Origin of the sequence: Pseudomonas sp. YeP6b, assembly GCF_025642995.1 — a bacterium.
GTDB lineage: Bacteria > Pseudomonadota > Gammaproteobacteria > Pseudomonadales > Pseudomonadaceae > Aquipseudomonas.
The window spans coordinates 6,650,718-6,664,416 of sequence record NZ_CP080090.1; the positions used below are offsets into that span (position 1 = coordinate 6,650,718).

A 13,699-nucleotide genomic window follows, 5' to 3' on the forward strand; every position below is an offset into this window, starting at 1 on the left:
GACGCCAGCGAACCACTGGTGACGAAACCTGTACCCCTGATCCGTCGGCGCACTGCATTCGTCACAGCGACTGCATCAGTGCATGGGTCATGATCGTCTAAGCAGAAACCTTGCCAGCTCCGTAAAAACCACTGAAATCAGTCCTTTGCCCACTTATGCCCACCTGCGGGGCGTATTGGCGGCTGCAATGCGCACAAAAACAGTGCGTCGCCGCCCGAGCCTCTGCGCGAAAAGCGTGCGCCCGCGGCCGTGAAAGGACTATAGACGCTGCGTGATACACTGCCCGCCAACAGTTTTCCGGAATATTTCCCATGCTCGCGCCCAAAGACCTCCTCGACGCCCTGAGCGGCCACGCCTCTCGCCTGTTCAGCGGCGACACCCCGCTGCCCCGCAACGAAATCGAAAGCCAGTTCAAGGCGCTGCTGCAAAGCGGCTTCAGCAAACTCGACCTGGTAAGCCGGGAAGAGTTTGACAGCCAAATGGTGGTGCTGGCCCGCACGCGTGCGCGGTTGGAGAGCCTGGAGGCTAAAGTGGCGGAGTTGGAAGCCAAGTTGACGCCGCCGTCTGCTGAATAAACGCGGTCAGTGTGGGAGCTGGCTTGCCTGCGAAAGTATCGCCTCAGTCTGCCTGATACACCGAGGCGTCTGCATCGCAGGCAAGCCAGCCCCCACGTAAAGCTCTGCGAACGACTCCGGATACGTTCTGTAAAACCTCCCCCACTTCGCTCTTCCCCGCCTCGTCTACCCTTGAAAAACCCGCAGGAAGCGGCCTCTCTTTCAAGGAACGAGCATGTCCCTCGCCATCGTCCACAGCCGCGCCCAAATTGGCGTCGAAGCCCCTGCCGTCACCGTCGAAGTGCATATGGCCAATGGTCTGCCGTCCCTGACATTGGTGGGCCTGCCGGAAACCGCCGTCAAGGAAAGCAAAGACCGCGTGCGCAGCGCCATTCTCAACTCGGCGCTGCAATATCCAGCCCGGCGCATCACCCTCAACCTCGCGCCCGCCGACCTGCCCAAGGACGGCGGGCGGTTTGATTTGGCGATTGCCCTCGGGATTCTGGCAGCCAGTGTGCAGGTGCCGGCATTGATGCTCAATGACGTGGAATGCCTGGGCGAGTTGGCACTGTCGGGCGAAGTGCGAGCAGTGAAAGGCGTGTTACCGGCAGCGCTGGCGGCGCGCAAGGCCGGACGCAACGTGATAGTGCCTCGGGCGAATGCCGAGGAGGCGTGCTTGGCGTCGGGGTTAAAGGTGATTGCGGTGGATCACTTGCTACAGGTGGTGGCGCACTTGAATGGGCATGTGCCGATTGAGCCTTACAAGTCCGATGGCCTGCTGTACTTGAATAAACCCTATCCAGACCTTAGCGAAGTACAAGGGCAGTTGGCGGCTAAGCGCGCGCTGCTGATTGCGGCAGCAGGCGCGCATAACCTGCTGTTTAGCGGGCCACCTGGCACCGGCAAAACCTTGCTCGCCAGCCGCTTGCCCGGTTTGCTGCCGCCGTTGAGTGAACAGGAAGCCTTGGAAGTGGCGGCGATTCAGTCGGTGGTCAGCCTCGCGCCGCTGAGCCATTGGCCGCACCGCCCGTTTCGCCAGCCGCACCATTCGGCGTCGGGGCCGGCACTGGTGGGCGGCGGGTCAAAACCGCAACCGGGGGAAATCACCCTCGCCCATCATGGTGTGTTGTTTCTGGATGAGTTGCCGGAGTTCGATCGCAAGGTCCTGGAAGTGCTGCGCGAACCGCTTGAGTCGGGGCATATCGTGATTTCCCGTGCGCGCGACCGGGTGAGTTTCCCGGCACGCTTTCAACTGGTGGCCGCCATGAACCCCTGCCCTTGCGGCTATTTGGGCGAACCCAGTGGACGCTGTCGGTGTACGCCGGAGCAGATCCAGCGCTATCGCAATAAACTCTCAGGGCCGTTGCTGGACCGGATCGACTTGCACCTGACCGTCGCCCGGGAAACCACGGCACTTAACCCGGCCCAACAGCCTGGCGATAACACGGCGAAGGCCTCGGCTGAGGTTGCCGAAGCCCGCGAGCGCCAACTAAAGCGCCAGGGCTGCGCCAATGCCTTCCTTGATCTGCCCGGGCTACGCAAACATTGCCAACTGGCGAAAGCCGATGAAAGCTGGCTGGAAAGCGCCTGCGAGCGGCTGACGTTGTCGTTGCGAGCGGCTCACCGTTTGCTCAAGGTGGCGCGCACGCTGGCCGACCTTGAGCGGGTTGAGCACATCACTCGGCATCATTTGGCCGAGGCATTGCAGTACCGGCCTGCAGCGGTGGGCTAGCTTGAAAACCCAAAATCTGCGGCACGTCGGCTGTCGTGGCGAGCAGGATTGTTTTGGCAAGCCCGCTCGCCACAACAATCCTGCTCGCCACAGAAGAATGCGGTGGCCGCCAAAAGTGGTGCGGAGGCCTAGGCGCGCAAATCCAGCAACAGCCTCGCCACTTCCATCACCTCATCCAACACCGACTCCGCCGACTCGGTGGAGGGATTCAGCATCAGGTCATCGGCATAACCCATCGCCATCGCGAAGATCTGCCGGGCAGCGCGCTGGGGCGAATCACACCGGAACACGCCAGCGGCGACACCCTGTTCGATCACCTCGGCGAGCATGCCCTGCCATTGGGCGTTGATCACCAAATACGCCTGGGCCATTTGCGGGTCGTGCATCGCCTCGTCCCAGGCGTCCAGCCACAGTGCCCAGCCGGCATCGGCGGTACACGGCAGGCAGTCGCGCAAGAAACCCACCAGCGCCTCAAGCGGCGGCAAGCCCACCAGCGGCGCGCGCACTTCATCCAGTTGCTCATTGGCAAAACGCACAAAGGCTTCGCGGCGCAGTTCATTCCAGTCGCTGAAGTAGTGGTAGACGTGGCTGCGCGACAGGCCGGCATGTTCGGCCAAGTCGCGGGTGGACACATCGGCAAACCCCTTGCTGCGAAACAGTTCCAGGGCAGCGGCGATGATCTGGTCTTTACGGTCGATACGCGACATGGGCAATTCCTTCAGGCGCCGGTAGATAAACGGCGCTTACTTTTTGAGCGATCGCTCAAGGATACTTGAGCAGTCGCTCAATAATAGCGTCTATCACTCCTTTGGTGCACCCCATGTCATCCGCCACCCCGAAAATTCTGATCGAAGAAAGCAAGAAAATCGGCCAACAGTCCGCCAGCCAGACGTTGAAAGCCATCGCTCGGGCTTATCCCGGCAAGCTGTTCTGCACCTTGTCGCTGGTTGCGCTGGAGAATGCGCTGCTGCTGGCGTACCCGCTGTTTGCCGGGTTCGCGGTGGATTCAATTATCCGTGGCGATGCCGGCAGCGCGTTGTTTTACGCCGCCGTGGTCTTGGCGTTCTGGGTCGTCGGGGCGGCGCGTCGGGCGTTGGACACGCGCACGTTCACGCGGATCTATGCCGACCTCGCGGTGCCGGTGATCCTCAATCAGCGCCTGCAAAACCACAGCACCTCACGGGCTGCGGCGCGGGTGGTGTTGGCGCGGGACTTTGTCGACTTCTTCGAAAAACACGTGCCGATCATCGCCACGGCGTTGGTGTCGATCGTCGGCGCGGCGGTGATGTTGTTGGTGATCGAACCGTGGATCGGCCTGGCATGCCTGACCGCGTTGCTGTTGTGCACCACCTTGCTGCCACGCTTTGCACGGCGCAATCAGGAGCTGCATGAACGCTTGAACGACCGCCTGGAGAAGGAAATCGGCCTGGTGGAAAAGGTCGGCGCACAGACCTTGCAGCGCCACTATCAAGTACTGTCGCGCCTGCGCATCTGGCTGTCTGACCGCGAAGCCGCCGCGTTCCTGTTTATCGGTACGCTGGCAGCCCTGCTGTTTGTGGTCGCGATCAGTCAGTTGGCGTTGTCGCCGGCGGTCAAGGCCGGCCACGTGTACGCCGTGATGACTTACCTGTGGACCTTCGTCAGCAGCCTGGACGAGGCGCCAGGCATGGTCGATCAACTGGCGCGCCTCAAGGATATCGGCAAGCGCGTGGACCCAGGCCTAGGCGAGCGCTAGGTATAGATCACAGCCCCATTATCCAGCGCCTTGGCCACTCGCAGGCCTTGGCGATTTCTACTGGAGGGGCACCCATCATTAGGCCCCTTCCTTGGCCGTCACCACCGCCTCGGAAACCGGCGTAACCTGCACGCTGCGACGTGGCAAGCGGCCATTGAGCAGCGCGTACGCGGCCAATCCGATCAGCAATCCCCAAAACGCTCCACCGATCCCCAGTAGGGTGATATTTGCGGCGCACGCCAGGAAGGTGATCAGCGAGGCTTCACGGGATGTGACGTCAGCCATAGCGTTGGCCAGGCTGGCGCCGATGGTGCCAAGCAGGGCCAACCCGGCCAGTGTGGTAATGAACGCCGCCGGGAGCGCCATGAATACGGCGGCCAGCGTCACCCCGAAAACCCCGACGAGTATGTAGAACACACCTGCGGCAACCCCCGCGACCCAACGCTTGTGCGGATCCTGCGAAGCTTCCTTGCCAGTGCAAATGGCGGCGGTGATCGCTGCGACGTTGAACGCGTGAGAGCCGAACGGTGCCATTAACAACGAGCCCAGCCCGGTAACCGTCAGGATCGGGTTGGCGCTGGTCTTGAAACCATCGTTGCGCAATACCAGCATGCCCGGCATGTACTGGCCCGTGAGGGTGATCAAAAACAGCGGGAGCGCCACACTGAGCAGCGCATTGAGCGAGAACTGCGGCGCGGTGAATACCGGCGCGGCCAACTGCAAGGACAGGCTCGACAGATCCACGCGCCCCTGCAGCAGCAGAAATGCCAGCCCCAGCACCAAAATGCCAACGACGGCGTAGCGGGCGGTAAACCGCTTGAGTACCCCATAAGCGGCAATCAACAACCCGACCAAGACAGGGTCCAGGCTCATGCCACCAAACGCGCCGATGCCAAACTGCAGCAGAATGCCCGCCAGCATGGCCGCAGCAATGCCCGGCGGAACCAGCCGAATGACTTTTTCAAAGAAGCCGGACAGCCCCAGTAGTACAAACGCAGCGGCTGAAATCATGTAAGCGCCGACCGCCTCGGCGTAAGGCGTGGTAGAGAGCGCGACCACCAGAAACGCTGCGGCGGGGGTCGACCACGCGGTGATAATCGGTTCACGGCTCAGCCAACTGAGAAACAGCCCGGTCACGCCAACGCCAATTGAAATCGACCAAACCCACGAGGCTGTCAGTTCGGGACTGAGCCCGGCCACCTTGGCAGCCTGAAACACCAGAATAAACGTGCCGCCATAATTGACGATGACTGAAATCAGCCCCGCAATCACGGGCGGGAAAAGGTCGCGCAGGCGTAGCGACGACGGCGATACCAGAGAAGACATGGGTGTGTTGCTCCTTGCAATAAGAGGGATTGAGCCTTGCCTGATGGGTCAGTTATCGGGGGAAAGCCTGAGACACAGGTGCAAGCCTACGGCTAGACTGGCCTGCTGTTGCAGACCAATTCATCCAAATGGGGCAGACCGCATGGCGAAAACCTTCGAGCTGGAAACGCTGCAGATGCGGCTCAACGAGGAAGAGTTTCAGCTTCTGGATCTGCACCAACGCATTCAGCGCGCACTGCGTGCGCTTATCCTCGACGGGGCGCTTGCGCCCGGCCTGAAGCTGCCCGCGACGCGGGTACTGGCCAAGTCATTAGGCATTGCCCGCGATACGGTGGAGAACGCCTACGTGCAGTTGCAACGCGATGGTTTCATCGTACGGCGCGAGGGCTCCGGCAGTTATGTGTGCGAGGCCGTAGGCGCCCAATTGCGCGGCGCCTCCCGCCGACGCATCAAGGCGCAGGAAGTCAAAAGCAGCCAGGCGATAAGCGGCGCCGGCTTGAGCCAGCGGGGGCGAATGATCCTCGACAGCGGTGGCGTGTGCGACCAACAGGTAATCAAAGCATTCGCCACTGGCCTGCCCGAAACCCGCTCCTTCCCGACCGACGTTTGGGAGCGCCTGCAACGCCAGGTGATGAAAGACTGTCGCAGTAGCGTGCTGTTGCACGGTGACCCGCAAGGGGCCGAGCCGTTACGCAACGCCATCGCCACCTACTTGAACCTCGAACGTGGGGCCAAGTGCTCCCCCAATCAGGTGGTGGTGCTGAGCAGCACTCGCCAGGCTCTGTTTCTGTGTGCGCAGTTGCTAGTGGACGTCGGCAAACCGATCCTGCTGGAGAATCCGGGTTACTTTGGCGCCAGGAAAGCCTTTGAAACCGCCGAGACCAAGGTAGTGCCCATCGATGTCGATGGTCAGGGCATACGCACCGACCTGCTGCACGCCGACCGCAGCGGCGCCAATTGCGTGTATGTCACGCCCTCTCATCAATACCCGACCGGCGCCACGTTAACGCTGGAGCGACGTTTTGAATTGATCAACTGGGCCGCGGAAAAAGGCAAATGGATCATCGAGGATGACTACGACAGCGAGTTTCACTACGACGGCAAACCCACTGCCTGCGTGCAGGGCCTGGACAAGTATCAGCGCACGCTTTACATCGGCACCTTCAGCAAGACCCTCTACCCCGGCTTGCGCATGGGCTACATGGTGCTGCCCCATGAACTGACCAAAGCCTTCACCTACGCCCGCAGCATGATGGACGGCCACACGCCGCAAATCCTGCAACTGACACTGGCGCGCTTTATGGAGGACGGTCACTACAACGCCCATGTACGCGCGATGCGCAAACTCTATGCCGGGCGCCAAGCCATCATGCTCGACGCCATCGGCAAGCACCTGGGCGATGTCGTCACGGCATCTCGGCCCCAGGGAGGCCTGCAAATCCCCTGCGTGTTGCATGAAGGTTGGTCGGAAGAAACAACCATCCGCCAGGCCGCCAGCGCAGGCGTGCAACTGCCCGGTCTCAGCCGACTGTATGCCGGTGACGAAAAGAAACAGGGCTGGCTATTGGGCTACTCGTCCTTGACCGCACATGAAATCGAAACCGCCATGCTGCGCCTGGCGAACGCGCTCAAAACCCGCTAGCCCACGGCCCACAGGGGCTGCTCAGTAGCGGGCACTTTTGTGTCGCCTTCAGCGAAACCGGTCTACTTCATGCCGCAAACCTGCCGCCAAGGTCTCCAACTCCTTGGCGGTAATCGCCAGGTTCGACACCACTTCACGCTGCTCGCTGTTGGCCAGCGCAATGCTCTGCAAGTTGCTGCTCAGCAAGGTCGCGGTGCTGCTCTGCTCTTGGGTAGCGGTGGTGATCGCCGCAAATTGCTGACCCGCCGAGCGGCTTTGCTCGTCGATCCGCGCCAGGGCCGAAGCCACGTCGGCGTTGAGCGACAGGCCTTCCTGCATCAACACGTTGCCGTGTTCCATGGTGCTGATGGCGTTGCCGGTTTCCTGCTGGATGCTTTGGATCATCCCGGAAATTTCATCGGTGGCCTGGCGGGTGCGCGAGGCCAGGTTGCGCACTTCGTCGGCGACCACGGCAAAACCGCGGCCTTGTTCACCGGCGCGGGCGGCTTCGATAGCCGCGTTGAGCGCCAACAGGTTGGTCTGTTCGGCAATCGAGGTGATCACACCCACGATCCCGCCGATTTCCTGGGAGCGCTGGCCCAAGGTATTGATCACCGTGGCCGTGCTGTTCAGCGCGGTGGCGATATGTTCCAGCGACGACGAGGCCTCTTGCATCGAGGTCCGGCCGATGCGGGTTTGCTGCGCGTTTTCCTGGGCCAACCGCTCGGTGTTGCCCATGTTGTCGGCGATGTTCAGCGAGGTGGCGCTAAATTCTTCCACCGCGCCGGCCATGCTGGTGATCTCGCCGGACTGCTGCTCCATGCCTTCATAGGCGCCACCCGACAAACCGGACAACGCCTGGGCACGGCCGTTGACCTCTTCGGCGGCCTTGCGGATATGCGAGACCATGGTCGACAGCGCTTCACCCATCTGGTTGAAGCTGCGCGCCAATTGGCCGATTTCATCATGGCTGGACACATTGAGACGCGCGCTCAAATCACCCGCGCCGAGGGCTTCGGCTTGGCGTACCAAGTCACTCAGCGGCTGCAATTTGCTGCGCAGCAACCACACCGCCGCGCCTACCGCCAGCAACATCGCCAGCACACTGCCGATCACCAGTCGAATACCCACCGCCCAGGTCACTGCGCGGATTTCGGACTTCGGCATGCTCGCCACCACCGCCCACGGGCCGCCGTCGAACGGTACCGAGACACTGTAGAAATCTTCGTTCTTGTCGCTCCAGAAGCTGCCTTTGCCTGGGTTCTTGGCCAGGTCGAGCATCACCGGGATCGCCTGGTCCAGCGCCTGCACGCCGGCCGGTGGCACCAGCCAGTGTTTCTGTTCGTCCAACAAGGCCAGGGAGCCGGTCTGGCCGATACGGAAGCGCTTGAGGTTATCGAGCTGGGCCTTCTGCGCGTCGGTGTAGTCGAAACCGACAAACAGCACCGCAATCACCTTGCCGGCAGCATCGCGCACAGGGGTGTACTGGGTCATGTAGGAGCGGTCGAACAGCACAGCACGGCCGACATAACTCTGCCCGGCGAGCAGCCGTTGATAAGCCGGATGCTGGTGGTCCAGGGCCGTACCGATGGCGCGACTGCCGTCTTGTTTGGTCAGGGATGTACTGACGCGAATGAAGTCTTCGCCGCTGCGCACGAACACGGTGGCCACACCGCCGGAGGTGTCCTTGAATTCATCGACCTCATCGAAATTGTTGTTCAACAGGTCGAGGCCCAAGAACAGGCTCGGTGTCTGTACGCCAGCCACCGTTACCTGCTGCTCCCCACGCACACTCAAACCGGCGCCGAAGCGCTTTTCAAACAGCCCGCTCAAACGCTGGGTACTTTCGCGCAAGGTGCTGTGGAAGGTATTGAGTTGGTCAGCAAGCAAGCGCGCCTCGCTGGCCAGGTGCTCCTCGCGCGTGTCGAGGTTGGCAGAGTCGAGGGAACGCAGGGCGAAAACCGTACTGCCGCTGATAACGACAGCCAGAATCACGGCGAGTGCGAGGCCTAACTGGGAGGCAATCCGAGCACGAGGTTGAGACATGACAGCTCCTGGCCGAGGCCAGGATCATCCTGATCTCTTAGCGCTGCTCGGCAAATTATCGGGTGGGAAACGTTGGCACGGTGCGTTCCAACACACCTTCTTCGGCGGGCGCGGGCAATACTTGAGCGATTCACAGGGGTATCGCGCAAACGATTGCACAAAGGTGTGTAGCGCCTCAGTCGAGGCGCTCGACCTGGGGTAATTCCATGGCCTTGACCTCACCCTGGAGAAACTCCGCCAACCGCCGTAAGCGCTCACCGCCCGGACGGGTTTTAGGCCACACCAAATAGTAATTTTCCCCACTCGCCACCGCCGTCGGCCACGGCAGGCTCAATCGCCCCTGGGCCACGTCTTCGGCCACCATCAGCAGGTCGCCCATAGAGACGCCGTACCCGCGCGCAGCAGCGATCATGCCCAATTCGAGGGTGTCGAACACTTGCCCGCCCTTGAGCGACACCTGGGACGACAGCCCCATGCGCTCGAGCCAATTGCGCCAGTCGCGGCGGTCGGGCGTTGGGTGCAGCAGCTCAGCGGACGCCAGGCGTGTGACATCCCAGGGCCCGTCTTCCAGCAGGTTCGGTGCGCCCACCGGGATCAGCAGCTCGGGGAACAGGTAGCTGGCCTCCCAGTCCGCCGGAAAATGCCCGTAGCTGAGCAATACCGCGCAATCGAACGGCTCCTGGTTGAAGTCCACTTCATCCACGCTCATCCACGCACTGGTCAGTTGCACCTCATTGCCCGGCTGCAACGCCCGGAAGCGGCTGAGGCGCGCCAGCAACCAGCGCATGGTCAGGGTCGATGGCGCTTTCATGCGCAGGATGTCGTCTTCGGCATTCAGGGTATGACAGGCCCGCTCCAAGGCGGCGAAGCCCTCACGCACACCGGGCAGCAGCAGGCGCGCCGCTTCGGTGAGCTGCAGGTTGCGGCCGCTACGCTGGAACAGGCGGCAGGCGAAATGCTCTTCGAGCGTGCGGATATACCGGCTGACGGCACTTTGCGTGATCGACAGTTCCTGCGCCGCCCGGGTGAAGGAGTTGTGCCGTGAGGCTGCCTCGAATGCGCGCAGGGCATAAAGCGGGGGGAGACGACGTGCCATAAATGAACCTGCGACAGGGCAATACCGAACCCTACCATGAGTTTTAATCATGTAAACGATCGCTTTTATCCTTTTGTGTAATGCGTCAGGAGCGCCGAGAATCAACCCTTTCCCAACCCTTCGACTTTTTGAGCGTGATGATCATGCAGCCTCCGGTGCGTACTGAACTCTGGGCCATTCTGCGGCTGTCAGGGCCGTTGATTGCCTCACAGTTGGCGCACATGCTGATGGTGCTGACCGACACCCTGATGATGGCCCGCCTGAGCCCCGAAGCCTTGGCCGGTGGCGGCCTGGGCGCGGCGAGCTATTCGTTCGTGGCGATTTTCTGCATCGGCGTGATTGCCGCCGTCGGCACCCTCGTGGCCATCCGCCACGGCGCGGGCGACATCGAAGGCGCCACTCGCCTGACCCAGGCCGGGCTTTGGCTCGCCTGGCTGATGGCCTTGGTGGCCGGCTTGCTGCTGTGGAACCTCAAGCCGGTGCTGCTGATGTTTGGCCAAACCGAAACCAACGTGCACGCGGCGGGGCAATTCCTGACCATCCTGCCGTTCGCCCTGCCCGGCTACCTGAGCTTCATGGCGTTGCGCGGCTTTACCAGTGCCATCGGCAAGGCCACGCCGGTGATGGTGATCAGCCTGTGCGGCACGGTGCTCAACTACTTCCTCAACCATGCGCTGATCGAGGGCATGTTCGGCCTGCCGAAACTCGGTTTGATGGGCATCGGCCTGGTCACGGCCATTGTCGCCAACGGCATGGCCCTGGCGCTGATGTGGTACATCCGCAGTAACCGGGCGTATGCGGCCTACCCACTGAGTTCGGGCCTGCTGCGCCTCAACACCCAGTATCTGCGCGAGCTGTGGCGCCTGGGCCTGCCGATTGGCGGCACCTACGCGGTGGAAGTCGGCTTATTTGCCTTCGCCGCGCTGTGCATGGGCACCATGGGCAGTACGCAATTGGCGGCGCATCAGATTGCCCTGCAGATTGTTTCGGTGGCGTTCATGGTGCCGGCGGGGATGTCGTACGCGATCACCATGCGCATCGGCCAGCATTACGGCGCCGGGCAGTTGCTGCAGGCGCGCATGGCGGGGCGGGTTGGTATCGGCTTTGGCGCGGTGGTGATGTTGGGATTTGCGGCGGTGTTGTGGCTGTTTTCCGATGCGCTTATCGGGTTATTTCTCGACCATAACGACCCGGCCTTCCATGACGTTATCGTCCTGGCCGTCAGCTTGCTGGCCGTAGCCGCGTGGTTTGAGTTGTTCGACGGTGTGCAGACCATCGCCATGGGCTGCATCCGTGGGCTGAAAGATGCCAAGACCACCTTTCTGGTGGGCTTGGGCTGCTATTGGCTGGTCGGCGCGCCGGCCGCGTGGTTGATGGCGTTCACCCTCGGCTGGGGGCCGACCGGCGTGTGGTGGGGCTTGGCGCTAGGCCTGGCGTGTGCGGCAGTCAGCCTGACGTGGGCGTTTGAGGCGAAGATGAAGCGGATGATTCGCCGGGAGCCGGAAATACAGCCTGTATTCCAAGCCATGCAACCTGACTAATAGGATGTACTCGGTCAATGTGGGAGCTGGCTTGCCTGCGATGGCAGGCACCTCGGTGTGTCAGGCATAACCAGGTGATGCCATCGCAGGCAAGCCAGCGCCCACAGTGTTGATTGGGTTCGCAACCTAACCCAGCAGCGCCTGCTGGCTCTTGCCGAACGTCAAATATTCCACCAACTCCGGCAACGGCAACGGCTTGCTGATCAAGTAACCCTGGGCCTGGTCGCAGCCGAACAACCGCAACAGCGCCAACTGCTCAGGGGTTTCCACGCCTTCGGCCACCACTTCCAGGTTGAGGTTGTGGGCCAGGTTGATCATGGCGTGCACCAGCTTGCGGTTTTCTTCGCGCTCTTCCATACCGCCGACAAAGCTCTTGTCGATCTTCAGCAAGGCAATGGGCAGGCTGTTGAGGTGCACAAACGAGGAAAACCCGGTGCCGAAGTCATCCAGGGAAAACCGCACACCCAAGCGGCCGAGGGCGTCCATGGTCTGTTTGACCAAGTCACTGCGGCGCATCACGGCGGTTTCGGTCAGTTCAAACTCCAGCCACTGCGCCTCCACACCGCGCTCGGCAATCAGCCGGCTGAGGGTTGAGAGCAATTGGCTGTCCTGGAACTGGCGAAACGACAGGTTGACCGCCATGTGCAGCGGCGGCAGGCCGCGTTCGCGCAGGTTTTGCATGTCGCGCAGGGCTCGGGAGATTACCCAGTAACCCAACGGTACGATCAGGCCACTCTGTTCGGCCAACGGCACAAATTCGCTGGGCGGCAACAACCCACGCTCACCGTGGCGCCAGCGCACCAAGGCTTCCAGGCCGACGATATGCCCATCGTCCAGGTCCAGGCGCGGTTGGTAATGCAGTTCCAACTCGTCACGGCGCAACGCACGGCGCAATTCACTTTCCAGGTCGGCCAGGCTGCGCGCGTTGCGGTTGATGCGTTCGTTGAAGATATGAAACGTGCAGCCTTGGGTGCTTTTGGCTTGCTGCATGGCGATGTGCGCGTGCCACATCAACGGGTCGGCGCCGGCGCGCGCGCGGGCATGCGCCACACCCAGGCTGCAGCCGATCAGCAGGCTTTCGCCGTCGACCCAATAGGGTTCGGCCATGGCTTCGGTGATGCGTTCAGCCATCCATTCAGCACGCTGGGGCGCGCGGCGGGTATCAATCAGCAGGGCGAATTCGTCACTGCCCAGGCGCGCCAGTTGGTCGCCAGCTTCGAGCTGGCTCTTGAGGCGCGAGACCACTTGCAGGATAAGCCGGTCACCGGCCTGGTGGCCTAATGCGTCGTTGGCATGCCGGAAATTGTCGAGGTCGAGATGGCCGAGGGCCAGGCCACGGCCTTCGTTTTCAGCCAGCCGCGCCGCCAGCAAGGTCTGGAACCCCTGGCGATTGGCGATACCGGTGAGCGGGTCCTGTTCGGCCAGGCGCTGCAAGGTGGCCTCCAGCACGCCACGCTCGCGGACATGGCGCAGGCAGCGGCGCAATATATCGGCATCCAATGCATTGAGGATCAACCAATCGCTCACGCCCACGGGCGAAACCAGCGGTTCCTGTTCCAACAGCAACACACACGGCAAGTTGCAACGGCCGGGGCCGGGTTGCAGATTGGGCGTGGTCAGTAGCACAGCAGTGTGGTCGTCATCGAACAGACGGCTCACCGAGTCCCAGTTGGGCGCGCTGATCAGCACAGCCCCATCGCCCATCGGCACCAGGCACTCGCGCAACAACGCTGCCCACGCTGGCTCATCGGCCAGTAGCAGCAAACGCAAGGGTTCGACAGGCGTAGACAAGCTAGCTCCCTAGACTCTGCAAAATTTCGTTGGCGGCCGGCATTATGACGCGCGGCCTGATAATCACCAATGATAAGGGTTATCAAATACGCTGGCTGTAAGGATTAGCCTCAAAAAGCCCCCTACATCCTGCGGCAAAGTATCAAAACCGGCAAATTTAGATCGAGTGGTACGTCACACTGTCGTTCTGTGAGAGCAGAATCCTGCGAGCCTGTTAAAATGCCCGCCCTTTTGAACAACGACTCCTAAAATTCTGT

At 61.6% G+C, this 13,699-nt stretch carries 10 protein-coding genes; 5 read left to right on the forward strand and 5 right to left on the reverse strand.

All coding sequences use genetic code 11. The features are described 5' to 3' along the window. Positions 1-311: 311 nt before the first annotated feature. Entirely contained in the window at positions 312-575 is a 264-nt protein-coding gene (locus KZH41_RS30230; protein WP_094948733.1) for an accessory factor UbiK family protein, read from the forward strand. Between the two features lie 214 nt (positions 576-789). Next, positions 790-2,286 carry a YifB family Mg chelatase-like AAA ATPase gene (locus KZH41_RS30235; protein WP_263274180.1) on the forward strand — a complete coding sequence of 499 codons (1,497 nt, stop codon included), beginning with the start codon at positions 790-792 and terminating at the stop codon, positions 2,284-2,286. Positions 2,287-2,414: 128 nt separating this feature from the next. Here KZH41_RS30235 and KZH41_RS30240 read toward each other — a convergent pair whose 3' ends face one another. Next, positions 2,415-2,993, reverse strand: a complete 579-nt coding sequence (locus tag KZH41_RS30240; protein ID WP_094948731.1) for a TetR/AcrR family transcriptional regulator — start codon at positions 2,991-2,993, stop codon at positions 2,415-2,417. A 113-nt stretch (positions 2,994-3,106) separates the two neighbouring features. Between KZH41_RS30240 and KZH41_RS30245 the strand changes: the two genes are divergently transcribed. Further along, the gene (locus KZH41_RS30245; protein WP_094948730.1) at positions 3,107-4,021 is read left to right on the forward strand and encodes an ABC transporter six-transmembrane domain-containing protein; all 915 of its coding nucleotides are present in this window, start codon (positions 3,107-3,109) and stop codon (positions 4,019-4,021) included. A gap of 78 nt (positions 4,022-4,099) precedes the next feature. On the opposite strand, the gene KZH41_RS30250 is transcribed toward KZH41_RS30245, so the two are convergent. Continuing rightward, complete coding sequence (locus KZH41_RS30250) at positions 4,100-5,347, reverse strand: benzoate/H(+) symporter BenE family transporter (protein WP_094948729.1); 1,248 nt, start codon at positions 5,345-5,347, stop codon at positions 4,100-4,102. 142 nt (positions 5,348-5,489) lie between these two features. Between KZH41_RS30250 and KZH41_RS30255 the strand changes: the two genes are divergently transcribed. Beyond that, the gene (locus KZH41_RS30255) at positions 5,490-6,989 is read left to right on the forward strand and encodes a PLP-dependent aminotransferase family protein (RefSeq protein WP_242153466.1); all 1,500 of its coding nucleotides are present in this window, start codon (positions 5,490-5,492) and stop codon (positions 6,987-6,989) included. A 48-nt stretch (positions 6,990-7,037) separates the two neighbouring features. Here the strand turns inward: KZH41_RS30255 and KZH41_RS30260 are convergent, their stop codons facing one another. Continuing rightward, positions 7,038-9,014: a methyl-accepting chemotaxis protein gene (locus KZH41_RS30260; RefSeq protein WP_263274181.1), complete on the reverse strand. Its 1,977-nt coding sequence runs from the start codon at positions 9,012-9,014 to the stop codon at positions 7,038-7,040. A 175-nt stretch (positions 9,015-9,189) separates the two neighbouring features. Next, on the reverse strand, positions 9,190-10,110 hold the full coding sequence (locus KZH41_RS30265; protein WP_263274182.1) for a LysR substrate-binding domain-containing protein: 921 nt from the start codon (positions 10,108-10,110) through the stop codon (positions 9,190-9,192). Positions 10,111-10,247: 137 nt separating this feature from the next. On the opposite strand from KZH41_RS30265, the gene KZH41_RS30270 reads away from it, so the two are divergent. Then, a complete protein-coding gene (locus KZH41_RS30270) occupies positions 10,248-11,651 on the forward strand; it encodes a NorM family multidrug efflux MATE transporter (RefSeq protein WP_263274183.1) in 1,404 nt (467 codons plus the stop codon). A gap of 126 nt (positions 11,652-11,777) precedes the next feature. Here the strand turns inward: KZH41_RS30270 and KZH41_RS30275 are convergent, their stop codons facing one another. After that, the gene (locus KZH41_RS30275; RefSeq protein WP_094948724.1) at positions 11,778-13,442 is read right to left on the reverse strand and encodes a putative bifunctional diguanylate cyclase/phosphodiesterase; all 1,665 of its coding nucleotides are present in this window, start codon (positions 13,440-13,442) and stop codon (positions 11,778-11,780) included. Positions 13,443-13,699: the final 257 nt, after the last annotated feature.

What these genes read in the sequence shown, in the direction of transcription:
- KZH41_RS30265 (WP_263274182.1), bottom strand. Translation starts at nt 10,110, where the DNA reads ATGGCACGTCGTCTCCCCCCGCTTTATGCCCTGCGCGCATTCGAGGCA.
- KZH41_RS30270 (WP_263274183.1), top strand. Translation starts at nt 10,248, where the DNA reads ATGATCATGCAGCCTCCGGTGCGTACTGAACTCTGGGCCATTCTGCGG.
- KZH41_RS30240 (WP_094948731.1), bottom strand. Translation starts at nt 2,993, where the DNA reads ATGTCGCGTATCGACCGTAAAGACCAGATCATCGCCGCTGCCCTGGAA.
- KZH41_RS30250 (WP_094948729.1), bottom strand. Translation starts at nt 5,347, where the DNA reads ATGTCTTCTCTGGTATCGCCGTCGTCGCTACGCCTGCGCGACCTTTTC.
- KZH41_RS30230 (WP_094948733.1), top strand. Translation starts at nt 312, where the DNA reads ATGCTCGCGCCCAAAGACCTCCTCGACGCCCTGAGCGGCCACGCCTCT.
- KZH41_RS30260 (WP_263274181.1), bottom strand. Translation starts at nt 9,014, where the DNA reads ATGTCTCAACCTCGTGCTCGGATTGCCTCCCAGTTAGGCCTCGCACTC.
- KZH41_RS30255 (WP_242153466.1), top strand. Translation starts at nt 5,490, where the DNA reads ATGGCGAAAACCTTCGAGCTGGAAACGCTGCAGATGCGGCTCAACGAG.
- KZH41_RS30245 (WP_094948730.1), top strand. Translation starts at nt 3,107, where the DNA reads ATGTCATCCGCCACCCCGAAAATTCTGATCGAAGAAAGCAAGAAAATC.
- KZH41_RS30235 (WP_263274180.1), top strand. Translation starts at nt 790, where the DNA reads ATGTCCCTCGCCATCGTCCACAGCCGCGCCCAAATTGGCGTCGAAGCC.